The organism is Streptomyces sp. NBC_00285, assembly GCF_036174265.1.
Classification (GTDB): domain Bacteria; phylum Actinomycetota; class Actinomycetes; order Streptomycetales; family Streptomycetaceae; genus Streptomyces.
In genome coordinates this window covers 1,572,046-1,595,784 of record NZ_CP108055.1, presented here as the reverse complement: position 1 = coordinate 1,595,784, position 23,739 = coordinate 1,572,046, and the positions used below count along the sequence as shown (strand labels likewise).

The 23,739-nt window shown below is 70.0% G+C and carries 21 protein-coding genes and 1 pseudogene; 10 read left to right on the top strand and 12 right to left on the bottom strand.

Annotated features, from left to right (window positions below; all coding sequences use genetic code 11):
- Positions 1-9 precede the first annotated feature (9 nt).
- Positions 10-954, bottom strand: coding sequence for a universal stress protein (locus OHT57_RS07305; protein WP_328745228.1), 945 nt, complete (start codon positions 952-954; stop codon positions 10-12).
- A gap of 335 nt (positions 955-1,289) precedes the next feature.
- Here OHT57_RS07305 and OHT57_RS07300 point away from each other — a divergent pair, with 335 nt between their 5' ends.
- Complete coding sequence (locus OHT57_RS07300) at positions 1,290-1,649, top strand: ester cyclase (RefSeq protein WP_328745227.1); 360 nt, start codon at positions 1,290-1,292, stop codon at positions 1,647-1,649.
- 538 nt (positions 1,650-2,187) lie between these two features.
- Positions 2,188-4,185 (top strand): WD40 repeat domain-containing protein, encoded by a 1,998-nt coding sequence (locus OHT57_RS07295; protein WP_328745226.1) that lies wholly within the window; start codon positions 2,188-2,190, stop codon positions 4,183-4,185.
- A 194-nt stretch (positions 4,186-4,379) separates the two neighbouring features.
- Here the strand turns inward: OHT57_RS07295 and OHT57_RS07290 are convergent, their stop codons facing one another.
- Positions 4,380-4,955 carry a X2-like carbohydrate binding domain-containing protein gene (locus OHT57_RS07290; RefSeq protein ID WP_328745225.1) on the bottom strand — a complete coding sequence of 192 codons (576 nt, stop codon included), beginning with the start codon at positions 4,953-4,955 and terminating at the stop codon, positions 4,380-4,382.
- A gap of 121 nt (positions 4,956-5,076) precedes the next feature.
- On the opposite strand from OHT57_RS07290, the gene OHT57_RS07285 reads away from it, so the two are divergent.
- The 5 genes from OHT57_RS07285 (at position 5,077) to OHT57_RS07265 (ending at position 9,728) form a co-directional block, all read left to right on the top strand.
- Positions 5,077-5,913 (top strand): helix-turn-helix transcriptional regulator, encoded by an 837-nt coding sequence (locus OHT57_RS07285; RefSeq protein WP_328745224.1) that lies wholly within the window; start codon positions 5,077-5,079, stop codon positions 5,911-5,913.
- Between the two features lie 241 nt (positions 5,914-6,154).
- Positions 6,155-6,760, top strand: coding sequence for a TetR/AcrR family transcriptional regulator (locus OHT57_RS07280; RefSeq protein ID WP_328745223.1), 606 nt, complete (start codon positions 6,155-6,157; stop codon positions 6,758-6,760).
- A gap of 109 nt (positions 6,761-6,869) precedes the next feature.
- Positions 6,870-7,607 (top strand): NADPH-dependent F420 reductase, encoded by a 738-nt coding sequence (locus tag OHT57_RS07275; protein ID WP_328745222.1) that lies wholly within the window; start codon positions 6,870-6,872, stop codon positions 7,605-7,607.
- Between the two features lie 206 nt (positions 7,608-7,813).
- Entirely contained in the window at positions 7,814-8,557 is a 744-nt protein-coding gene (locus OHT57_RS07270; RefSeq protein ID WP_328745220.1) for an NADPH-dependent F420 reductase, read from the top strand.
- 70 nt (positions 8,558-8,627) lie between these two features.
- Positions 8,628-9,728, top strand: coding sequence for a Gfo/Idh/MocA family protein (locus tag OHT57_RS07265; protein WP_328745219.1), 1,101 nt, complete (start codon positions 8,628-8,630; stop codon positions 9,726-9,728).
- Between the two features lie 316 nt (positions 9,729-10,044).
- Here OHT57_RS07265 and OHT57_RS07260 read toward each other — a convergent pair whose 3' ends face one another.
- Positions 10,045-10,995, bottom strand: coding sequence for an alpha/beta fold hydrolase (locus OHT57_RS07260; RefSeq protein WP_328745218.1), 951 nt, complete (start codon positions 10,993-10,995; stop codon positions 10,045-10,047).
- Between the two features lie 97 nt (positions 10,996-11,092).
- Between OHT57_RS07260 and OHT57_RS07255 the strand changes: the two are divergent.
- A pseudogene (locus tag OHT57_RS07255) lies at positions 11,093-11,923 on the top strand (IS5 family transposase).
- Here the strand turns inward: OHT57_RS07255 and OHT57_RS07250 are convergent.
- Both OHT57_RS07250 and OHT57_RS07245 read right to left on the bottom strand, forming a co-directional pair.
- Positions 11,920-12,312: a nuclear transport factor 2 family protein gene (locus tag OHT57_RS07250; RefSeq protein WP_328745217.1), complete on the bottom strand. Its 393-nt coding sequence runs from the start codon at positions 12,310-12,312 to the stop codon at positions 11,920-11,922. The pseudogene OHT57_RS07255 and the gene OHT57_RS07250 sit on opposite strands and share 4 nt — an antisense overlap.
- 363 nt (positions 12,313-12,675) lie before the next feature.
- Positions 12,676-13,329 (bottom strand): TetR/AcrR family transcriptional regulator, encoded by a 654-nt coding sequence (locus tag OHT57_RS07245; protein WP_328745216.1) that lies wholly within the window; start codon positions 13,327-13,329, stop codon positions 12,676-12,678.
- Positions 13,330-13,462: 133 nt separating this feature from the next.
- On the opposite strand from OHT57_RS07245, the gene OHT57_RS07240 reads away from it, so the two are divergent.
- A complete protein-coding gene (locus OHT57_RS07240) occupies positions 13,463-14,212 on the top strand; it encodes an NADPH-dependent F420 reductase (RefSeq protein WP_328745215.1) in 750 nt (249 codons plus the stop codon).
- 243 nt (positions 14,213-14,455) lie between these two features.
- Here the strand turns inward: OHT57_RS07240 and exaC are convergent, their stop codons facing one another.
- From exaC to xylB, 7 genes are all read right to left on the bottom strand, one after another.
- A complete protein-coding gene (exaC, locus tag OHT57_RS07235; RefSeq protein WP_328745214.1) occupies positions 14,456-15,979 on the bottom strand; it encodes an acetaldehyde dehydrogenase ExaC in 1,524 nt (507 codons plus the stop codon).
- Positions 15,980-16,035: 56 nt separating this feature from the next.
- On the bottom strand, positions 16,036-17,352 hold the full coding sequence (locus tag OHT57_RS07230; protein WP_328745213.1) for a GAF domain-containing protein: 1,317 nt from the start codon (positions 17,350-17,352) through the stop codon (positions 16,036-16,038).
- A gap of 72 nt (positions 17,353-17,424) precedes the next feature.
- Positions 17,425-18,024: an N-acetylmuramoyl-L-alanine amidase gene (locus OHT57_RS07225; RefSeq protein ID WP_328745212.1), complete on the bottom strand. Its 600-nt coding sequence runs from the start codon at positions 18,022-18,024 to the stop codon at positions 17,425-17,427.
- Between the two features lie 29 nt (positions 18,025-18,053).
- Entirely contained in the window at positions 18,054-19,073 is a 1,020-nt protein-coding gene (locus OHT57_RS07220) for an acetamidase/formamidase family protein (protein ID WP_328745211.1), read from the bottom strand.
- Complete coding sequence (locus OHT57_RS07215) at positions 19,070-19,267, bottom strand: hypothetical protein (RefSeq protein WP_328745210.1); 198 nt, start codon at positions 19,265-19,267, stop codon at positions 19,070-19,072. Before OHT57_RS07215 ends, OHT57_RS07220 begins: the two co-directional genes overlap by 4 nt.
- A 158-nt stretch (positions 19,268-19,425) precedes the next feature.
- Complete coding sequence (locus OHT57_RS07210; RefSeq protein ID WP_328745209.1) at positions 19,426-20,634, bottom strand: ROK family transcriptional regulator; 1,209 nt, start codon at positions 20,632-20,634, stop codon at positions 19,426-19,428.
- A 153-nt stretch (positions 20,635-20,787) separates the two neighbouring features.
- On the bottom strand, positions 20,788-22,233 hold the full coding sequence (xylB, locus tag OHT57_RS07205) for a xylulokinase (RefSeq protein ID WP_328745208.1): 1,446 nt from the start codon (positions 22,231-22,233) through the stop codon (positions 20,788-20,790).
- 146 nt (positions 22,234-22,379) lie between these two features.
- On the opposite strand from xylB, the gene xylA reads away from it, so the two are divergent.
- Positions 22,380-23,546 (top strand): xylose isomerase, encoded by a 1,167-nt coding sequence (gene xylA / locus OHT57_RS07200; RefSeq protein ID WP_328745207.1) that lies wholly within the window; start codon positions 22,380-22,382, stop codon positions 23,544-23,546.
- Positions 23,547-23,739 lie beyond the last annotated feature (193 nt).

Genomic DNA, 23,739 nt, shown 5'->3' with positions numbered 1-23,739 from the left:
CGGGACAGGTCAGCCGTGCGGGACGACGGCGACGGGGGCGGTGGAGTGGTGCAGTACGGCGTGCGTGACCGGGCCGACGCGGGCGCCGAGCGGGCTGCGGCGGATACGGCGGCCGACGACGACCAGGGAGGCCTCACGCGAGGCGTCGACCAGGTGAATGGCGGCCGTTCCGTACCGGGACTCCTCGACCACCTCGACGGCGGGGAACTTCTGCCGCCACGGGCGCAGGAGGTCGGTCAGGGCGGTGGCCTGCTGCCGGGACAGCTCGGTGTGGAGTTCGAGGTCGGAGGAGAGGCCGTAGGCGTAGTAGGGAGGCGGGTTCCAGCCGTGGACGACCCGCAGTGAGGTGGCGCGGCGGCCGGCCGCGTCGAAGGCGAACTCGACGAGCGAGGGGTCCGGGTCGTCGGTGTCCAGGCCCAGGACCACGGGCCGGTAGGGGGCCGCGGCGGACGGGATGCCCGCCGGGTCCATCAGGTGCTCGTCGGCGGCCTGTTCACCGGCCCGTACGAGGACCACGGGCCGCTCGGCGTGCGCCACGACGGCGAGGCCGACCGAGCCCACCAGGAACCCGCCGACCCCGCTCATCCCGCGCGAGCCCAGGACGAGCAGCGCGGCGTCCTCGGCCAGGTGCGCCAGGACCTCGCCGGGCCGGCCGGAGACCTGCTCCGCGGTGATCTCGACACCGGGGTGCCGCAGCCGCAGTCCCTCTGCGGACTCACGGCAGATCCACCCCCAGCCCGCGGCCGGAGGTGCACCCGTCTCGCTTCGCCCGGTCCCGTGCTGCTGGGGCTCGGCGCCCAGGAGCGGGGCCTGCGCCATCGGCGTGGGAACCGGCTCCGCGACGTTGACGAGCTTCAGCGGCAGGCCGCGCAGCCTGGCCTCCCTGGCCGCCCATTCGGCGGCGGCACGGCTCTCGGATGAGCCGTCGAGGCCCACAGTGACGGTTCGGGGCATGGTCGCCACCTCCTGAATAGGGATCGCACGATCCGATTCCAGACTGGTGTCGATCGAGTCCGTGGTGCAGGGGCCGCAGGTCCCGGGCAGGGGCCGATCGGCCCCTGCCCGGGACCTGTCGCGGTCAGCGCAGCCGGCCGTGGGTTTCTGATCGCTCGTGCGGGATGATCTCGGTGCGCGTGGTGGTGCGCGTGGTGGTGCGTATGTCCTGTGCGAGTCGGAGTAGGTCGAGACCGAGGCTCTTCGCTGTCTTCGCCGGAGTCGGCATCCGCGCAGGCCCGCTCCGCTCTCCTCATAAGCTGAGCCACGCCCGTGTCCTGGACAGGAAGCGTGAGATGACAGACGACGTACGAGCCCTCGCGGAGCGCATGTATGAGGCGTTCAATGCCCGTGACCTCGCCGTGGCAGAGGCGATCTTCTCGGCCGACTTCGTGAGCCATCCGTTGGGAACCGTTGGCGTCGACAGCATTGTGCAGGCGTGGAGGGGGCTCCACGCCACGTTCCCAAACATGCAGGTCGTCGTCGAGGACATCCTCGTCGATGCAGATAGAGCCGCAGTCCGCACGAGCCTGCATGGCATCCCGGGGGGAGTTGGGGAACAGGCTCTCCCCTCGATGATGGAGATCTTCCGGGTGCGGGACGGGCGCATCGCCGAGCTGTGGGGCCTGTCTTCACTCAGTCGCCCCGGGCGCTGAGTTCAACGTTCAGCCTCCCTGAAAACGGTGCGCGGGGACAGGCGAAGGAGCTGGTGAACGTCAGCGGTTCGTTCTCAGCAGGACTCAAGTCCGGGTGCACTCGCCCGGGGTGATAGTCGTGATGGTGTATTCCGCGACGTCGTTGAAGACGAAGGGGTCCTGCGCGGCGATCCGTACCGTCTGACACTGGCCCGCGCACTGGCCGCCTCGTGGAACTGCCCGAGCCGTCCCACGCCTGCAGGCTTTCCGCACAGGTCGTGGCCCTCGACGGCTGGGACACTGTCCTGCCACTCCTGGAGCGGATCGTGCCGCGCGCCAGCAACCGTCGCCGATCAGATGCCGAGCTGATCCGCGGCGACGTTACGACACCCTGCCGCGCCGCACGGCACCTCGTGTGCCAGGCCACGGCATCTCGACGCGGGCGCCGGCCGGATCGCTGGGAGCAGCAGGCCCCCTCACTGTCCCCGACGATTGCGAGACGCACTCCATGATTCCGAAGCTGCCCCTGCACGACCCCCGTTGGCGTGACCTTCAGGGTGTGACAGCCGACGAGGTGAGAGCACTCCTGGAGCAGATGGCGTCCACGGCTGACACCGGGACCGGTGATGAATGGAGGCGGACCTGGACGCACCTGACCGGCGGCCTGATGGACGGCGGAGACGTCTCCGACGGGGCCTATGCGGCCCTGCCACATCTCGTCGAGGCGGCAGCGGCCCTGCCTTCGGGACAGACCGTGGATTTCTGGGTGGACATGGGCTACATCCTGACCGCGGATTACCGGCCACCCGTCCCGGCCGACCTCGAGGCGGGGTTCAGCGCCGCACTGCGTCTGGCCGAGCGGGCGGCCACCCGAAGCCTCCTTGCCGCCGGCACACCCGCGCAGTTGTACGCCCACCTCGCGCTGTCCTGTGTGGCCTTCGCCGGTCACCACATCGCCCCAGCGCTGCAGCGGCTTCCCGACAGCCAGGAAGAGGAAGGTGAGCTTCCGCTGGTGTGCCCCGGGTGCGGAAGCGATACCGAGATCCCCGAGTTCTTCGTGAACCCGGTGCGTCCGCCTGTCGAGGCTCCAGAGCTGCCTGATCCCACACCTGTCCGCCAAGGAGAGCATCCCTGGGGTGAGGTCGCCGCGGCTTTGGAGCCGGAGACGGTGGGGGAGGGGTGGGAGCCGTTCCTGCGGGTGGCACGCGAAGTCGCGAGGGCGGGCGTACCCCCGGAAACACCGGGGCAGGCCGTTCTGTGCCTGGTCGCCGGACTGGTCGCGGTCAAGGGCGCTCCGCAACGGGCCGGCAGGGAATGGGCCCGCCAACTGATGTCGCTCACCGGATACTTCCGCTGCTGGGACTGTGGGCGGACATGGACGATTGCTGACGGTCTGGCGGAGAATCCGGACGGTGCGCGCCCCCGGAACCAGCTGACGGAAGCGTGGACGGACTCCGGCTGGTCGGCTGTCACGGCTGTCACGGGAGAGTCAGCGGCGTCGGGTGGATCCGGCGAAGCAGCGACCCGGTTCCTGCGGGAGGGGAACGCTCTGCTTGCGGCCGACGGCACACGCTGGGGCCGTATATCGGTGTTCTCCGATTCCGCGCCCGGTGCCATCGGGGGTGTCGACTCACTGGCGGTGGTGTCCCGCCCCGGTCAGCCAACGCTCATGGCCGGTGCCGGTGCCGGTCCCGGGGGCGTGGTGTGCCTGTGGGATGCGGCCGACGGCCGACTCGTCCATGGACCGCTGCCAGGACATCCTGACCGTATCCGCTCGATGACGACCCTGCTCCTCCCCGACGGCCGCACCCTCCTGGCAAGCGGCGGCGACACCGGGACGATCGCCGTGTGGGACCCCGTCACCGGGCGACCGGTTCGCGAACCGGCCGGCAACTGGCCCGGCGGGGTGACCGGGATGTGTGCCGCGACCGTCCCCGGCGGTGGGACCCTGCTCGTCACCGCCACCCCCCGAGGCGCGGTCCGGCTGTGGAATCCGGACACCGGTGAGGCCGTCGGGCGCCTCAACCCGTATGGGAGTCCGATCCGGTCGATCGCCGCCATCCCGATCTCCGCCGGCCATACGCTGATCGCGGCCGCGGACACCGCGGGCCGCGTTCACATGTGGGATCCGGCCGTCGACGACCCCTGGGAACCGGGCGCGGCCGTGCAGGTGAGAGGACGCGCGCTCGACGATGCCGATCACCGGGCGGCAGCCGTGGCGGCTGTGCCCACTCAGACCGGAACCGTGCTGGCCACCGGAGACGACCGCGGCAAGGTCATGTTGTGGGACCCCGCGATCGGTGACCCGGTCGGGGACGGCCTGCCCTCCTCGACAGGCACCGCAGGACTTCCGGTCATGGCCGCCACCACACTGCCCGACGGGCGCTCCGTCCTGGTCACCGGCAGCGGGCGCCGCCTGCGGGTATGGGAACCGGAGAGCGGCACGGTGCAGCACATCGCCGTGGATGTGGCGGTCACCTGTCTGGCCACCGCAGGCCCGGACCTGATCGTCGGACACGACCGCGGGGTCTTGCGACTACCGCTCACGCGGCAGTGAACCGTCCACGTGCCACAGGGCCTGCCCGGGCACGTGGTCCCGCACCACCGGGCCCTTGCCGGGCCGGAGGTGAACGGACTGACGGCCGATCCCCGGAGATCGGCCGTCACACCGCCGGGCACGTACAGCGAAGCGCCCGTCACCAGCCAGTACCGAAGGTCTCGCAGCCTCGCGACTTCCCGATGGGCCCGGTTTCAGGCGGAGGTGCCGGTGACCGCGGTGCCGGACCTGGTCAGTGTGTACGTCAGTCGTGTCCCGCTCCAGAAGTAGAAGGTGAGGGTCACGGCGGCGCCGTCGGTGACATCGCCGAAGAACGCGGTCGGCAAGGTGATCGTGCCCGCGGTGTAGTCCGGTGTGAAAGCCACGTTGAACTGCTTGTACGTCGTCCAGGACTGCGGACCTGCGGGGCTGCCGTCGGCGTAGACGGCTTCCATGGTCGCCAGCTTGTCGCCGTTGAACGCGGTGGGGATCGCCAGCGAGGCGGTCGTACCCGTCGCGCTCGTCAGCACCGGCTTTTCGTAGGTGATGACGTTGACGGCCCAGGGAGTTCCGTCCGTGAAGCGAAGGGACAGGACGGCATTCGTGCCGTGCTCCTGTGACGCGGTCAGCCGGCCGAGTGTCGCGGCGGCGATCGTCAGCGTGCTGCCGCTGACGGTGTAGTCCACGCCTCGGACCAGGTGGCGGGTGCCGACGACGTCGATCCTCGTCAGCCTGGTGCCGTTGAGGTTCAGCGTGATCGTCGCGGCCGCCGGGGCCCTGCCCTTGGGCACGAAGAGCTGATCGTTGGAGGCAGTACCGGATACGAGCGGCTTCGCGCGCGTGGGCGACGGGGCTCAGCCATGGATCCGCGGTCTCTGGATAGCCGGGCGGGATGCGGCGAGGATGGACGGCATGAACAAGAAGGAACTGGCGGAGTTCCTGCGCCATCGGCGTGAGGCGCTGCGGCCCCGCGATGTCGGGCTGGTCGAGGGGCCACGCAGACGTACCCAGGGCCTGCGCCGCGAGGAGGTCGCGCAGCTCGCCGGCATGTCCACCGACTACTACGCCCGGCTGGAACAGCAGCGTGCTCCACAGCCCTCCGTCCAGATCACCGCGGCTCTTGCCCGGGCGCTGCGGCTGACCCCGGATGAGCGCGACCATCTCTTCGTGCTCATCGGGCACAACGCCCCGGCTCGCTTCCACCGCTCCGAGCATGTCAACCCGACGCTGCTGCGGGTCCTGGACCGCCTGGACGACACACCGGCCCTGGTGACGACCGACCTGGTCGACACTCTCGCGATGAACCCCTTGGCCGTCGCGCTGCTCGGCGACCAGACCCGCCACACCGGTCTGGCCAGCAGCGGCTACTACCGCTGGTTCATGGACCCGACCGAACGCCTGGTGTATCCCGAGGAGACCCATGAACAGCACGGCCGCGCCCAGGCGGCACGCCTGCGGGCCGCGCTGACAGCCGGCAGCGACACCCCCCGAGCCGCCCAGATCCTCGCCGAACTCCAGCAACACAGCCCCGAGTTCGTCCGCATGTGGGAACTCCAGGAGGTCGCCCGCTACGGCGACTGCAAAACCCTCCTCCACCCCGAACTCGGCCGCATCGACGTCGACGCCCAGCTCCTGTACACCGAGAACCGCGCCCAGACCCTGGTGGTGCTGACCACCCGCCCCGGCACGGAGAGCCACAGCAAACTCGAACTGCTCTCCGTCATCGGACACCAACAGCTCACCCCCTGACGTCCTGGTCCGGGTACCGGGCCGGGCGCGGGACGGGCCGGACATGGGCACCCTGGAATGGTGCGGCCCGCACGGCTTGCGCCCGCTCTCCACGGCCGAACATGTCGGCCCCCTGCTTGTCCCGGGCACCGTGGTCGGGCCGCCCGTTTGACCGGATGCCGCCTCCGCTTTACGCTCGACCATGTACGGAGGCAGCATCCGTTTTGATGCGGCCGCCAGATCACAGCAGGCAGGAGGGCGCATGAGCGTCAGTGAACAGCGGGGCCGCAAGCCCCGCGCGGATGTCCAGCGCAACCGTGCGGCCCTTCTGGAGACCGCGCAGCGTCACTTCCTGCAGTACGGGGTCGGTACCTCCCTCGAGGCGGTGGCCAAGGAGGCGGGCGTCGGGCCCGGCACCCTGTACCGGCACTTCCCCACCCGGGAAGCGCTGCTGGCGGCCGTGCTGCAGACGCGTTCCGAGGAGCTGGTGGCCCGTCAGGCGGACATCGAGCAGCTCGGCGACCCGGCCGAGGCGCTGGAGCAGTGGCTGCGGGCGATGGAGGAGTACTTCAGCGCCTTCAGCGGGCTGCCGGACCCGCTCATGGCCGCGGCCCGGGCGCAGGAGCCGGACAACCCGCTCACGATCCCCTGCGGCATCCTCATCTCCGCAACCGATCAGTACGTGCGGGCCGCGCAGCGCGCGGGGCGCGTGCGCGCGTCGGTGCGGGGCAACGACCTGTTCCTCGCGGCCTGTTCCATTGCCTGGATCAAGGGCGCCGGCGTCGAGGAGGAGTCGCTCGACCGGCTCCGCACGCTCATCGCGAGCGGCTACCGCCAGCAGGACACCCAGCAGGACATCCAGGCGTAAACCGCCAGCCGCCCCGCCCCGGCCCCCGCAACGCCAGGCGGCACCACACCCACCCAGCCATCACATCGCGCTGCCCTCAGGAGCAGCACAACCTCTGAAGGAACAAATCATGAAAATTACTGTCATAGGTGCCGGCGTCATCGGCGGGAACCTCGCTGCCAAGCTCAGCACGGCCGGTCACGACGTTCAGGTGGCCGACGCCCGCGGCCCCGAGGCCGTCCGGGCGGAGGTGCTGGAGTCCGGGGCCCGCGTGGCGGACCTCGCCGACGCCGTCCAGGGCCGGGACGTCATCGTCCTGTCGATCCCGTTCGGGGTGGCGGGCCAGCTGGCGGACCTGTTCGCGTCGGTGCCCGACGAGACGGTGGTCATCGACACCGCGAACTACTACCCCGGCATGCTCAGCGAGCCGATCGAGGCGGTGGACAACGGCCAGGTGGAGAGCGTGTACACCGCCGAGCTGCTCGGCCGCCCCGTGGTCAAGGCGTGGAATGCCGCGCTGGCCGAAACCCAGCGGACCAAGGGCGTCCCGGCCGGAACGACCGGCCGCCTCGCCATCCCCGTCGCCGGCGACAGCGAGGAGGCGCGGAAGGTGGCCATGAGCCTGGTGGACGACACCGGCTTCGACCCCTACGACACCGGCACACTGGCCGACTCCTGGCGCCAGCAGCCCAACAGCCCCGCCTACTGCACCGAACTGACCCTCGACGAACTGCCGGCGGCCCTGGCCGCGGCCGACCGCGCCAAGGACGCGGCCATCCGCGACACCCTCCCGGAACGCTTCGCCGCCCTCCCGGCCAACCCCACCGTCGACGACGTCGTCGAGATGAACCGCGCCGCCCACCGCTGAGACACCCGACGCCGCTCTCGTCCACGCAACGACACGAGGGTGGCAGCGCCGGCACGCCACGAACACACACGACGAACACGCAGAACGGCGCTCACTTCGGCAAGGCCGCCATTACCCACCCGCACCACCGCGTCCGCGGCCGGCCCGCAGCGCCAAGAACCCCGGTCACCGAAACCGGGGTTCCTTTCCGGACAAGGAGTTTCACCATGAAGATCGGCATTCTCGGCACCGGGAACATCGGCAAGACGTTGACCAGGCGGTTGAGCGCGGCCGGGCACGAGGTGAAGGCGGCCAATTCGCGCGGCCCGGAGACGATCGAGGCGGACGTGCTGGCCTCGGGCGCACGAGCGGTGACAGCGGCGGAAGCCGTAGTGGACGTCGACGCCGTGATCCTCTCCATTCCCTTCGCCCGCAATCCGCAGGTCGCACCGCTGATCGCCAAGGTGCCGGCTGACACGGTGGTCATCGACACGTCGAACTACTACCCGCACCGAGACAGCGGAATCGCGGCGATCGAGGCCGGCCAGGCCGAGAGCGTGTGGGCTGCCAAGCAGCTGGGCCGGTCCATCGTCAAGGCGTGGAACTCGATCGGAGCCGAGTCGTTCGCGCACAGGAACAAGCCGGCGGGAAGTGCGGACCGCATCGCGCTGCCCGTCGCGGCCGACAGTGCGCGAGAGCGTGACCTGGCCATGGCACTCGTTGAGGACACCGGGTTCGACGCCTTTGACGCGGGGCCGCTCGCGAAATCGTGGCGGCAGCAGCCCGGCACACCCGCCTACTGCACGGATCTCACCCGTCAGGAGCTGCCGGATGCACTGGCGGCGGCCGACGCGGCGCGATCACCGAAGCGGCGCGACCTCGGGCTCGCCGTGCTCCAGGAACGCTTCGCGGCCGGCGGGCAACCGGACGCGGAATACCTTCTCCGCCTGAACCGCGCAATTTTCATGTGAGGAGGGACGGGGGCCGGCGCGGTGGCCCGTCATTGCCGAACAGTTTGTCGCTCTGTGTAGGAGTCTCACCATGTCATCCCCGCACCAGACGCCCATTGGCGTGGGCATCGTCGGTCTTTCCGCCAGGCGCGGCTGGGCTTCTCGGGCCCACCTTCCCGCGCTGCAACAGCTGGACGGCTTCGAACTGCGCGCACTTTCGGCGAGCAGCGCCGAGTCCGCGCGGCAGGCTTCGGAGAAGTACGGAGTCGCGCAGTCTTTCGGGACGGCCGGAGAACTGGCGGCGGCCGACGGGGTCGACCTGGTGGTGGTCACCGTGAAGGTGCCGCACCATCGGGAGATCATCCAATCCGCCCTGGCCGCAGGGAAGATGGTGCTCTCCGAGTGGCCGCTGGGCAACGGCACCGCGGAGGCCGAGGAGTTGGCGACCGCCGCTGCCGAACGCAAACTGCGCACCTTCACCGGGCTGCAGGCACGGTCCGCCCCGGTTGTGCGCTATCTGCGCGACCTAGTCGCCGACGGATATGTCGGCGAGGTGCTCTCGACCAGCCTGGTAGCGTCCGGCGGGAGTTGGGGAGCGGTCTTCTCCGAGGACGGTGCCTACCTACTGGACCGCGCCAACGGCGCCACCATGCTGACCATCCCGTTCGGGCACACCCTGGACGCACTGACCATGGTGCTCGGCGATGTCGGAAAGGTCACCACTGTCACAGCCACTCGCCACCGAGAAGTCAGGTACCCGCAGACCAGCCGGGTCTTCCGGCCGAACGTCGCCGACCAGGTGGTGTTCGGCGGCGTGCTCTCCTCCGGCGCGGTGGCCTCCGTGCACTACCGGGGCGGCCGGTCCCGGGGCACCAACTTCCACTGGGAGATCAACGGAACGGACGGTGACCTGGTCATCACCGGCGACACCGGACACCTCCAGGTGGGCGAGTTCAGCATCGCCGGAGCGCACGGATCCGACGCCGAGCTCAGCCGCCTCACCGTACCCGAGCGGTACTTCGACCCCGCGCTCCAAGAGCTGCGCGGTACCCCCGCATACAACGTCGGCGCCGCCTACGCCCAGATCCAGCGCGACCTGACGGAAGGCGGCTCCGTGGTGCCCGACTTCGCCCACGCAGCCCGACACCACCGACTCCTCGACCGGATCGAGCGCACGGCCGAGCCCGCCTGACTGGAGTCCGCGGAAGGGTCTTCGCCACGCGGCGGGCACTCGCGGCGTGGACTACTTGCGGGCAAGCGCCACGGAGTCCTGAGCTCCTGGAACGCTCAGGAGCCGGGGCCTTCGAAGCCGTATGCACAGGATGGAATCCTGTTACTGATTTCTTCGGTTTGTTGTCGGATGCCGGCAGATGTGATCCGGCTGAGACGTCGTCAAGCGCCGTTTATGTTGGCCTCGGTGTGCCGGCTTTCGAGGTCGCCGCCAAGGGACCGCGCGAGTGCTGGCATCGGATGGTTTGGACGTCATGTGGTCGTGTGGCGCTTTTTGGTCAGGGGGCGGAGGTGGGGTAGAAGGCGTTGATCTCGGCCAGGACGCGGTCGGGTGCTTCGTGGACGAGGAAGTGTCCGGCGCCGGGCACGACGGCGGAGGTGGCGTGGGGGGCGGCGTCCTGGATGGGCGGCAGGAACAGGTCGGCGAGGGCGGCCTGGGTGATCAGATGGACCGGGATGGTCAGCGGGGTGTCCTGGAGTTTGGTGTTGTCGGCCTCGTCCTGGGTCATGGTCCGGTAGAGCCCGAAGCCGGCGTGCAGGACCTGGGGACGGGAGAACACCCGGACGAACTCGGCGAGTTCGTCGTCGGAGACGTTCTCGCCGGCGGTCTTCACACTCTGGAGGAAGCGGGTGAGGAAGGTTTCGACCCGGCCGGTGACCAGTTCCTCGGCGAGCGGATTCTGCAGGAAGAAGGAGAAGTGCCAAGAAACCGATGCGAGGGTGGCGAACTTAAGGTTCTTGCCGACGAGGCCGCCGTCCATGAGGAACAGGCCCGCCACCTGGTCGCGGTGCTGGGCGGCCAATGGGTAGGCGACGTTGAGGCCGAAGTCGTGGGCGACGACGTGTACGTTCTCGTGGTGGCCGAGGTGGTTGAGCAGCTTGTGGACGTACGTGGCCAGGACCGTCTTGGTCATGGAGGGCGGGTTTCCGGTCGAGTCGCCCATGCCCGGCAGGTCGATGGCGATGACGGTGCGGCCGGGCAGCAGTGAGGGCATGATTTGGCGGTACTCGTACCAGCTCTGCGGCCAGCCGTGCAGGAGCACCATGACCTGCGGGCCGTCGCCGCCGACGACGTAGTGCATCTGTACGTCGTTGATGGTGGTGAAGCCGTGCCGGAAGTGCTTGTTGAACTCGGCGTCGTCCTTGGTCGCCGCGTCGTAGCCGGGGCTGAGAGGCTCCTCCGACCCGATGGCCAGGGCGGTCGTGGAGGCTGTGGTGGAAGCGTTCATGATGGTGGTACGTCCTTTTTTAGGGGTCCTTGCAGAAAGATCGTGTTGTGGCACGGCGGAGATGTGCGTAATCCCATGTTTTCTGTGGGGTGTGACCATGGCGCGGCGGAAGCCATGGGAGGTCAGTGACGGGTTGTGGGCGGTGAGCGAGCCGCTGTTGCCGAAGCATGAGCGGCAGTTCCGCTACCCGGGGCCCAAGCGGATCGATGACCGCTAGACGCTCCAAGGTGTGCTGTTCGTCCTCTACCCAGGTGTCCAGTGGGAGTTCCTGCCGCCGGAGTTGGGGTTCGGTTCCGGTCCTACCTGCTGGCGGCGGCCGGCCGAGTGGCAGGAGGCCGGGGTGTGGGAGGAACTCCGGCGGGTGCTGCCGGACGGGGTGCGGGCGCCGGACCGTCTCGACTTCTCCCGCGCCACCATCGACGCCTCGCACGTGCAGGCCAGACGGGGACGACGCAGCCCGAAAGTCGGTCCGAGCCCGGTTGACCGCGGGAGGCCGGGTTCGAAGCATCACGTGCTGACCGATGCCCGCGGCACCCCGCTGCGGGTGTCGCTGACCGGCAGTCACCGCCACGATGTCACCCGGCTTCGGCCGCTGATCGACAGCCTTGGGCCGGTGCGGGGCAAGCGGGGCCGCCCCCGGCGCAAACCCAGGATGCTGTATGCCGACCGCGGCTACGACTACGACCTCTATCGCCGCCGACTGCGCGAGCGCGGCATCACACCGAAGATCGTTCAACGGAGCCAGCCGCACGGGTCGGGCCTGGGCAAGGTCCGCTGGGACGCCGAGTCCGCCATCGCCTGGCTCCATGGCCCTCGCCGCCTGTGGATCCGGTGGGAAGTACACGACGACATGCACGACGCCTTACTGCAACTCGCCCACTGCATGACACTCGCCCGCAAGCACCCGGCTTTTGGAAAGCACCCCTAGAAGCGCTGTGGCCACGTGAGATGGATGACCCGCCGGGAAATGCGCCAGCCGTCATCGGTGCGCCGCAGGTCGTCGGCGTAGACGACGCTGGCGACAGTGCCGCCCTCCAGCAGGCTCAGACCTTTGGATCGGGCCCGCACCTCGTCGCCCGGGCCTTCCGACACGACGATGTTCGTCGTGTGGTGGGCTTTCGCGTGTCCGGGGGCGTTCATGAAGGCCGCGATCGCGTCCAGCCCGACGATCGGGTCGCCGCCGAAGACGCTGCCGTCCCACACCGCGTCTTCGGTGAGGCATTCGCCGAGACGGTCCAGTTTGTGGTCGTCCATGATGTGCGCCCACAGCGCCAGGGCCCTGCTTATTTCGACGGTGTCTTCATTCGTGGGTTTCACGTTCGGCTCTCCATTGTGTGGCTGGATCAGGTCGTGGCGCCGCTCAGCAGGGCCAGCACCTGGTCGTAGACGCCGTTGACCTCGGCGATACTCTCCTTCGCCGCAGGGGCCGGGCGCGCCCGGCAGTCTCGACTATGGGGGTGTATCGACGGGGGCGGGAGAGGATCACATATCCATGGACCGACAATCCTCCCCGGCTCCGGACGGTGGGCTCCTCGTCGTACGGAACGTTCGCCGAGGAGCCGACGAGGCCCGAGCTGGAGCGTCGGTCGGCGGGGTGCCGACCGAAGACCGCAGAGCGGAGGCCTGTAGGAGCCGCGGCAGCCCGCGCGTCGGTGAACTTCTGGCGCATGCCGGTCGGCCCTACCGGATCGTCGGCAGCAAGGAGTCGTGAAAGAGTGCCGGGGGTAGAGGCCCGGTGCCGGTGGCGCACATGCCGTCGAAGGTGAGCCGCAGGTAGCGCCGCCAGGCCGACGGATCGGCAGCCAGCAAGGGTGCGGCGGTGTAGTACACGCCGCAGATCAGCAGCATCACGTCCTGCCCGTTCAGATCCGCACGGAGTGAGCCGTCGCGTTGCGCCCGCCGCGCCAGTGACCCGGCTGTTGCGATCAACTGCGCCTGTCCGGCCTGTATCTCCGGGTGCCGAACATCCGACACCATACGAAGTGCCTCCGCGAGCGCCCGGTTGTTTGCGTAGAGATCGACGCCCGCGCTCATGAACTGCAGCAGGGCGGCGTCCGCGTCGGCCTGCTCGGCCTGCTGGCGGCCCACTGCCACCAGCCCGTCGATTGCCTCGCCGATGATCGCGGCGAACAGGTCCTCCTTGGTGGGGAAATGCCGGAAGACGGTTCCCTTTCCGATCCCCGCCCGTGCCGCGATCTGCGCAGTGGACCCTTCCGCGCCGTGCTCGGCGAACACCTCCGCGGCAGCCTTCAACAGCGCCTTGCGCGTCCGCACCGCGTCGGCTCTCATCCGTCGCGCGGGCGGCGCTGCAACGGCTTCTTCTTCAGTGCTCATGGGTCCACTCTACTCAACATGACCGGGCGGTCCGGTTAGGTGGTACGGTAGTTAAAGTGACCAGCCGGTCCGGTTACGGTTCGTGGCTGTGGCCGGTCCGGCATTTCCTCATCCCATTGGAGAACAGAGCACCATGAACAAGACACTCGGCTTCATCGGCAGTGGCACCATCGGCGGCATCTTGGCCCGCCTTGCTGTCGCCGCAGGCCTGGACGTCGTCCTGAGCAACTCCCGCGGTCCCGAGTCCCTCGCCGGTCTCGTTGCCGAACTCGGCCCCCGCGCCCGGGCGGCCACTCCCGCCGAGGCCGCCGAGGCCGGGGACCTGGTGGTGGTGTCCATCCCGCTGGGCGCCTACGAGAAGATCCCGGCACAGCCGCTGGCGGGCAAGATCGTGATCGACACGCTGAACTATTACCCGGAGCGCGACGGCCGCATCGCCGAGCTGGACGCGAACGAGCTGACGAGCAGCGAGCTGGTGCAGCGCCACCTGGCCGACTCCCGTGTGGTCAAGGCGGCCAACAATATCGTCTCCAGCCAGCTGTCCAGCCTGGCACGTCCCTCGGGTGCGCCGGACCGCAGTGCCATGCCGATCGCCGGTGACGATGCCGCCGCCAAGACGGAGGTCGTGGAGTTGCTCGACATCCTCGGCTACGACGCGGTGGACATCGGCACGCTCGCCGACAGCTGGCGCAGCGAACCAGGCACGCCCGTCTACTGCAAGCCCTACTTCGGGGAAGTACCCAAGGACGTGGGCTTGGACAAGACGATGGAATGGATCTTCCAAGCCCCGGGCGTTCCGGTACCTGCCGACCGGGTGAGGGAACTGACCGCCACGGTTGTCCGGCCCGCGGGCGGCAGCTTCTCGGTCGACGCCTGGAGGTGAGTGGAGAGCATCGCGGAAGAGGTGGAACCGGAACTCCTGAGCGGGTCCGGACACCGACCCACCGTGGTGGTTCCGGCCGCCGGCGGGGAGACAGACGCCTGCGGCTGCCGCCCCGGCTGCGACTGAGCCGATACCTGCACCAGGCAGAGGTCGGCGACGGGTGAATGGATTCAACCGCCGCCGACACTATCGTGTCGGGTTGCCGGGAGCGCATCGGTGCCTCCAGGCAACCGACTTGAGACTCTAGAAGAACCCAAGTTTCTTCGGGCTGTATGAAACCAAAAGGTTCTTCGTCTGCTGGTAGTGCTCCAGCATCATCTTGTGGTTCTCCCGCCCGATCCCCGACTGCTTGTACCCGCCGAACGCGGCATGCGCCGGGTACGCGTGGTAGCAGTTGGTCCAGACGCGGCCGGCCTGGATCCCCCGGCCGGCCCGGTACGCCGTGTTGATGTCCCGGGTCCACACACCCGCGCCGAGCCCGTACAGCGTGTCGTTGGCGATCTTCAGGGCGTCGTCGAAGTCGTCGAAGGAGGTCACCGAGACGACGGGGCCGAAGATCTCCTCCTGGAAGATCCGCATACGGTTGTCGCCCTCGAAGATCGTCGGCTGGACGTAGTAGCCGCCCTTCAACTCCCCGTCGTACTCGATGCGTTCGCCGCCGGTGAGGATGCGCGCGCCCTCCTGCCGGCCGACGTCGAGGTAGGAGAGGATCTTCTCCAGCTGGTCGTTGGAGGCCTGGGCGCCGATCATCGTGTCGGTGTCGAGCGGGTGGCCCGGCTTGATGAGCTCGGTGCGGGCGACGGCCGCCTGGAGGAACTCGGAGTAGTTGCCGCGCTGGATGAGCGCCCGGGACGGACAGGTGCAGACCTCGCCCTGGTTGAGGGCGAACATCGTGAACCCTTCGAGAGCCTTGTCCCGGAAGTCGTCGTCCTGCGCCCACACGTCGTCGAAGAAGATGTTCGGTGACTTGCCGCCGAGTTCGAGGGTGACCGGCTTGATGTTCTCGGAGGCGTACTGCATGATCAGCCGCCCCGTCGTGGTCTCGCCGGTGAACGCCACCTTGGCCACCCGCGGGCTGGACGCGAGCGGCTTGCCGGCCTCGACGCCGAAGCCGTTGACGATGTTCACCACGCCGGGCGGCAGCAGGTCCGCGATCAGGCTCATCCAGTAGTGGAGGGAGGCCGGGGTCTGCTCGGCGGGCTTGATGACGACCGCGTTGCCCGCGGCGAGGGCCGGGGCGAGCTTCCACACCGCCATCAGGATCGGGAAGTTCCACGGGATGATCTGCGCTACGACACCGAGCGGCTCGTGGAAGTGGTACGCCACCGTGTCGTCGTCGACCTCGCCCAGCGAACCCTCCTGCGCGCGGATCGCCCCCGCGAAGTACCTGAAGTGGTCGATGGCCAGTGGGATGTCGGCGGCGAGGGTCTCCCGCACCGGCTTGCCGTTCTCCCAGCTCTCCGCGACGGCGAGCTTCTCCAGGTTCGCCTCCATCCGGTCGGCGATCTTCAGCAGGATGCCGGACCGTTCGGTCACCGAGGTCCGGCCCCAGCCCGGGGCGGCGGCGTGCGCGGCGTCCAGCGCCCGCTCCACGTCCTGTGCGGTGCCCCGCGCGACCTCGGTGAACGGCTGCCCGTTGACCGGGGACGGGTTCTCGAAGTACTGCCCGAGCGCCGGCGCCACGTACTCGCCGCCGATGAAGTGGTCGTAGCGCGCCTGGTAGGAGACGATCGCGCCCTCGGTGCCGGGTGCCGCGTAACGGGTCATGCTGGCCTGCCTCCTTCAGCAGCGCTGCCCGCCGTTGGGCAGCTCTGGGCGCGAGGCTAGGAGCGCGGACGTTGCAACCACGTTGCCGCCGGGGCGGCCAGCTCCGATTCCAGCGCGGCAAGACGGGCTCGTACGCTCACCGTGGGCCGTACGGCCGCGAGCGCCCGCCACACGTCGAGGTCGTCCTCGCCCCACGGAGCGTGCGCCCAGTCGGAGAGCAGGTCGGGATCGCGGCGGGCGATCAACGCGGTGCGCAGCCCGTCGGCGACCCGGCGCCGGAGCCGTACCACGGCCGGAGCCTGCGACGCCGGCAGCAGTGGACCGGCGTATCCCCGTGCCGCCCCCGTGACCGCCCCGCTCTCCAGCCGACGCTCGACGAGGGCCACGTCCGACTCGACCGGCACGGTCAGCCGGTACGGCCGCGAGGCCAGCAGTCCCGGCCCGAGGACCCTGCGCAGCCGCGCCAGTTCGGCCCGCAGCGTCACCGACGGCACCGACTCGTCCTCGTACAGCGCGCACAGGAGCTCGTCCCCGGTCAGTCCCTCCGGGTGGCGGGACAGCAGCACAAGGATCTCGCTGTGCCGACGGCTGAGCCTGGTCCCGCCGCCGTCGCCGACCAGCACTGCCTCATCCCGGCCGAGCGCGCTCAGTTCGGGGATGTCGCCGGCGGGCCGCTGCGGGAGGAGCAGCGTCAGCTGGGACTCGGCGGCCCGCGCGACCGCCTGGACGAAGCCCAGACTGTGCGGATGCGCCAGTCCATCCCCGCCGGTGATGTCCACGGCCCCCAACACCCGCCCGGTCCGCGGATCGTGCACCGGTGCCGCCGCGCAGGTCCACGGTTGAACCCGGCGGATGAAGTGCTCCGCCGCGAACACCTGCACCGGCCGGTCCACCGCGACCGCGGTGCCCGGCGCGTTCGTCCCGACGGCTGTTTCCGCCCACTGCGCACCCGGCACGAAGTTCATCCACTCCGCCTGTCGGCGGGTCGTAGCGTGGCCCTCGACCCAGAGCAGCCTGCCGTGCTCGTCGCACACCGCGAGCAGATGCTCCCCGTCGGCGGCGAAGGTCCCCATCAGCTCACGGACCAGGGGCATGACCCGTGCCAGCGGATGCTCGGCCCGGTACACATCGAGGTCACCGTCGCTGAGGTCGACGCTCGCCGTTCCGTCGGGCCCGACACCGGCCCGCGCGGATCGCCGCCACGAGTCGGCCACCACGGGGCGCACCGGGCGTTGCACCGTGCCCGCCTCGGTGAACCTCTCGTGAGCGCGTCGCAGCAGCCGGACCTGCTCGGCGGGGTCGGTCCCCGGCTCCAGGGCCACCCATGGATCGGTCAACTCGGTCTCCCCGGAAGGCGATGTGGCTGGGGACATCGTCACTCCGGGTGCGCGCGCAGACAACCACTTCGACCGGCGTCACCTGAGGCGATGTTTCTCTCGCGCGGGTCAGGCCAGTTCGACCATCCTCATGTAGCGCGCCCAGTTCCAGTACGGTCCCGGGTCGGTGTGGTCCGTGCCCGGCACCTCGGCGTGCCCGATGATGTGCCCACGGTCCCGGGGGATGCCGTATCTCCGGCAGATCTCCGCGGTGAGCTTCGCGGACTGCCCGTACAGGGCCTCCGTGAAGTAGGCGGGCTTGTCCACCCAGCCCTCGTGCTCGATGCCGATGCTGCGGGTGTTGTACCCCCAGTTCCCGGCGTGCCAGGCGATGTCGGCCTCCCGGACGCACTGCGCGATGTGACCGTCGGCCGATCGCACGACGTAGTGCGCGGACACCTTCTTCGCCGGGTCCCGGAAGATGGCAAGGGCGCCGGTGTAGTCGGTCTGCGTGACATGGATGATCACCCGGTCCACGCGGTAGGAGGAGGGACGGTCCGACGCCGTGTAGTTGGACGGGGTGGCCGGCTGCCACTCGGCGGACGGCTGGTGGACGGGCTGGGGAGCCGCCCAGACGCGCACCTCGGGAAGCAGCGTGTACGGTACGGCGGCCAGAGCGGCCCCCTTCAGCAGTCGCCGTCTGTCGAGGAGCGGTCGCGAGCGTTCCAAGGATCAGGAGCCTTTCCTGTCGGCGGTGTTCAGCCCAGCAGGGCCGCCGCGGTGTGACGGAGCCGGGCGTGCACCCCGCGGTGAGTCTCGCCCGCGGGCAGCCATTCCTTGCGGATTTTCGCCACGCACGTGTAGTTGGTGTCGCAGACGTTGGCCAGCGGGGACTCCACGGCCTGGGTCGCGAACTGGTAGGCGTCCAGCTCACTGAACCCGTAGTCGCGCACCAGCCACCGCACGAGGTCGAGCTGCGATATCCGGAACGCGTCCTCCAGTGGCCGAGCCGAACCGGTCGAGATGATGTGAGTGTCCGACTCGATGCGCGGCCAGGGCGTGGAGATGCCCTTGAGTAGTTCGACGATCACCACGGTGTTCATCGCGCACTCGACGGCGACCCCGCAGGTCTCGCCCTCGCCCTGCCGGGCGTGTCCGTCGCCGAGGCTGAGCAGGGCGCCCTCCACGTTGACACCGAGGTAGCAGGTGACGCCGGCCCGCATCTCGGGTGTGTCCATGTTCCCGCCGTGTGCGTCGGGCACCAGCGCCGAGCGCACCTCCATATGGGCGGGAGCCACCCCCACGGTGCCGTGCATCGGGTCCATGGGCAGCTCGATCTCGATGTCACTGTCACGGGCCCGGAACAGTGCCGTGCGCCGGGTCCGGTCCAACTGCCAGATCCACACTGTCTCCGGCAGCGGGGGCTGGAGCGTGGCGGTGGTGTGCGTCGAGGTGAGCGCGCCGAACAGGGGGACCGTGGTCGACGCGGCCCAGTCCCGGGCCGGTTCGATCGAGACGAAGTGCACGGCGACGGTGTCGCCCGGCTCCGCGCCCTCGATGTGGAAGGGACCGGTCTGCGGGTTCAGGAAGGGGAATTCGCACACCTCGGACACCAGGTCCCTTTCGGACCGCACCCGTCCCGCGAAACAGTCCTCCGTGTACAGGTCGAGAACTGTGCCGGGGGAGATCCGGGCCACGGGTGGCGCGCCGCCGAACGTCCAGGCGTACTCGCCGGGTTGGGGCCGTACCTTCAGGATCCTGGGGTCGTCGCTCGTCACTGCACGGCTCCGTTCTGCGTGGGTTCGTCGGGGCGGACATGCGCGAGGTGGACACGGGTGATCCGGGCTCCGGTGGTCTGGGGGTCGGCGGTGGGGACACGGGCGGTGTCGGCCATGGCCGTGATGCGGCGGAGCCGGATCTCGCGCAGCCCGATGACGTCGCGCCGCGGCCGAGCAGCCCTGTTCCTTGACATGTTGTGCACCCCCGACTCCGCTGTTCACGGCGGCTGTGTGCCTCGTGTGGATCACGGTACGGCGCCTGCCGATGGGGCAGAAGTGTGCTTGGTGTTTCGGTGGACAACCTTGGGGATGTGGACAACTCGCTCACCCGACGGGGTGACGCGGCCGGGGCTCAGGTCCGTTCGCCCACAACCGCGGGATCGTCCAGTACAGCCCGCACGACCGAGTGCGCGGCCCCGAGCAACGGCCCCTCCGAACCCAGCCGGGACACGGTCACCGGGCAGGCCGGGCCGGCCGTGCGCCGGGCCAGTTCGTCCTGCAGCGACGGCAGCAGCCAGGGCGCGAGCCCGGACAACGCGCCGCCCAGCACCACGGCTTCGGGGTCCAGCAGGTTGACCGCTCCGGTCAGCGCGATACCGAGCGCCTCGCCCGCCTCGCGCAGCGCGCCTCGCACCTCCTCGTCGCCGTCCGCCGCGTGCTGGGCGAGCAGACCGACGCGGTCCTCGCCCGGCTCCAGGCCGGCCGCCCGCAGCACCGCCTCCTCACCGGCGTACTGCTCCAGACAGCCCCGACTGCCGCACGGGCACCGGGGGCCGTCCGGCCGGACCGGCACATGGCCGAGCTCGCCGGCGAAACCCCGCGTCCCGCGCAGCAGTTGTCCGTCCACCACGAGGGCCGCACCGATGCCGATCTCGGCCGAGACGTGCAGGAAGTCGTGGGGGGTGCTTTCTCCGAGCCAGAGTTCGGCCAGCGCACCGAAGTTGGCCTCGTTGCCCACGGTCAGCGGGTAGTCCTCGGGCAGCAGGGTGCCCAGGTCCGTGTCGTGCCAGTCGAGGTTGGGAGCGCGCACGACGGTCCTGGCGTTGCGCGCCACCAGACCGGGCACCGCCACCGCGAGACCCGCCGGCCACAGGCCCTCGGCCTCGACCTCCGTCACCACTTGGCGTACCAGGGCGGTGAGTTCGGCGATCACCGGCTCGGGGGAGCGGCCGCGATTGGCGCCGTACCGCACCACGCGTGAGCGCATCTGTCCGCGCAGGTCGACCGCGCAGGCCGCGAGGTGGTCCACGCCGATCTCGGCACCTATCCCGGCCGGACCGCGCCCGCTGACGGCGAGGGCCGAACCCGGTCTGCCGACCCTCCCGGGACGCTCGGGGCCCAGCTCTTCGAGGAGCCCGGAGCGTATGAGCTCGTCGACGAGGGTCGACACCGCGGCCCGGGTCAGACCGATGTGCGAGGAGACCGCGGCACGCGACAGCGGTCCTTCGGCACTGACGGCGTGCATCACCCGGGCCAGGTTGCGGCGGCGCATGCCCTGCTGGGTGTCGGGCAGGCCGCGGCCGGGACCCGCCGGGTGGGCGTCGTGCAGCGGTGCGGTCATGCCTCCCTCGATCCTCAGTGGCTCCGCGTTCCCGTCCTGGGTCGGGCTACGAACCCGTCCTGGGTCGGGCTACGACCCCGTCTTGGGCCGGCCCGTGTCCCCGTCGTCAGCCGGTCTGCGTTCCCCGTCCTGGGCCGGCCCGTGTCCCCGTCGTCAGCCGGTCTGCGTCCCCCGTTCCAGCAGCGGCGCCGCGTCGGAGAGTACCCCGGCGATCCTGGCCAGCGTCTCCTCGTCCCGCTCCACGGCCTCCAGCACCGGCCCGGCGGCCGTGTTCCAGCGTCGGGCGACCGCGCCGGGGTCCTCGCCGGTCAGCAGGCCGGCGGCCTGCGCGGCGGCGCCGAGCGCGACCAGTTCCTTGGCCTCGGGCACCTGGACGGGGCGTCCCGAGAGCCGTCGTACGGTCTGCCGCCAGGCCGCGCCCTGGGCGCCGCCGCCGATCAGCAGCAGTGGCGTCGAGCGGTCCGCGTCCTCGTCGAGCACCAGGTCCAGTGCTCCGAGCAGGGCTTGTACGGCACCGTCGTAGGCCGCCTGGAGGAGCTGGCCGCCGGTGGTGTCGTGGCGGAGTCCGTGCAGCAGTCCCGAGGCGTTCGGTAGGTTCGGGGTGCGTTCGCCGTCCAGGTAGGGCAGCAGGGTCACCCCGGAGACCGGCTCCACCGCCTCGCGGTCCAGGCCCAGCAGGGCCGCCACGCGGTCCACGGCGAGCGTGCAGTTCAGGGTGCAGGCCAGCGGCAGCCAGTCGCCGTGGGCGTCGGCGAAGCCCGCCACGGTCCCGGTCGGGTCGGTGGGACGCCGCTTCGACACGGCGTACACCGTGCCCGACGTGCCCAGGCTCATCACCGGCGCCCCGGGGCGCAGCCCGAGGCCCAGCGCGGCCGCCGCGTTGTCACCCGTGCCGGGGGCCACCAGGGTGCCCTTGGAGAACGGCAGGTCATGTCCGTCGCGGACGGTGCCCGCGACCTCGCCGGGCCGGACCACGCGGGGAAGCAGGGCCGGGTCGAGCCCCACGTGCGCGAGGATCTCGCTGTCGTACGACTCCGTCGACGAGGCCCACCAGCCGGTGCCGGAGGCGTCGCCGCGGTCCGTCGTGCCCTGGCCGGTGAGGCGCTCGGTGAGGTAGTCGTGGGGCAGGCGCACGGCCTTCGTGGCGCGCAGGGCTTCCGGCTCGTGCTCGGCGAGCCAGGCCCACTTCGTGACCGTGAAGGAGGCGCCGGGCACGCTTCCGGTTCGCTCCGCCCAGGCCTTCGGGCCGCCCAGCTCGTCGATCAGGCGCTGGGCCTGGGGCGCGGAGCGGACGTCGTTCCACAGCATCGCCGGGCGCACCGGCTCGCCCTGGGCGTCCAGGGTGACGAGGCCGTGCTGCTGGCCGCCGATCGATACCGCGGCGGCCTCGCGGGCCGCGTCTCCGCACTGGCGCAGGGCCTCGTTGAGCGCGTCCCACCACTGGCGCGGGTCGCTCTCGCGGCCGGCCCCGGAGGACACGGTGTGCGGTGCCTGGCCACTCGCGACGACCTGGCCGGTGGCCGCGTCGACCACCAGCGCCTTCGTGGACTGGGTGGACGTGTCCACGCCGACGACGAGCGGACCCTCGGCTGCTGACATCGGGCTCTCCCTTGTTGCGCGGCTCATGATCTTGAAAACGGCTCGGGTCTCCACCGGAGACGCCTTGTCTCTTCCCAGAGACGTGTGCGCATACTAATTTGTAAACCGCCATGACGAAATAGTCCGGAGCAGCGAGGAGCCGCGTCATGAACTACCAGCCCACCCCTGAGGACAGGTTCACCTTCGGCCTGTGGACCGTCGGCTGGCAGGGAAGGGACCCGTTCGGCGACGCCACCCGCCGTGCCCTCGACCCGGTCGAGACGGTGCAGCACCTGGCCGGGCTCGGCGCCCACGGCGTGACCTTCCACGACGACGACCTGATCCCCTTCGGGTCCTCGGACAGTGAGCGCGAAAGGCACATCAAGCGCTTCCGTGAGGCCCTGGACGCGACCGGCATGAAGGTGCCGATGGCGACCACCAACCTCTTCACGCACCCGGTCTTCAAGGACGGCGCGTTCACCGCCAACGACCGTGACGTGCGCCGCTATGCGCTGCGCAAGACGATCCGCAACATCGATCTCGCGGCCGAGCTGGGCGCCGATACCTACGTCGCCTGGGGCGGCCGTGAGGGCGCCGAGTCCGGCGGCGCCAAGGACGTGCGCGTCGCCCTCGACCGCATGAAGGAGGCGTTCGACCTCCTCGGCGAGTACGTGACCGAGCAGGGCTACAACCTGAAGTTCGCGATCGAGCCCAAGCCGAACGAGCCGCGCGGCGACATCCTGCTGCCCACCGTCGGCCATGCCCTGGCGTTCATCGAGCGCCTGGAGCGCCCCGAGATGTACGGCGTGAACCCCGAGGTCGGCCACGAGCAGATGGCCGGGCTGAACTTCCCGCACGGCATCGCCCAGGCCCTGTGGTCGGGCAAGCTCTTCCACATCGACCTCAACGGTCAGTCCGGCATCAAGTACGACCAGGACCTGCGCTTCGGCGCCGGTGACCTGCGCGCGGCCTTCTGGCTCGTCGACCTCCTGGAGACCGCCGGTTACGCCGGGCCGAAGCACTTCGACTTCAAGCCGCCGCGGACCGAGGACCTCGACGGCGTGTGGGCGTCGGCCGCGGGCTGCATGCGCAACTACCTCATTCTCAAGGAGCGTGCGGCCGCCTTCCGCGCCGACCCGCAGGTCCAGGAGGCGCTGCGCGCCTCGCGTCTGGACGAGCTGGCGCAGCAGACCGCGGCGGACGGTCTGAAGTCGCTCCTCGCGGACCGCAGCGCCTTCGAGGACTTCGACGTGGAGGCGGCCGCCTCGCGCGGCATGGCCTTCGAGCAGCTCGACCAGCTCGCCATGGACCACCTGCTGGGCGCGCGCGGCTGAACGAAGACCACGCGCGTGTGCCGTCGGTCGTGAGTGGCCTCCGTCGCCGGCACACGCGCGTGCCGACCGGCCCGGACCGTTGACGACGGCACATGAGCGAGTCGGCCTGTCGCGACCCCCGCGCGGAATGTTCCGGAATCATGCGATCCACGGCATGGGTCCGTATCAACTGCCGCGCGGGGGTCGCCCCATG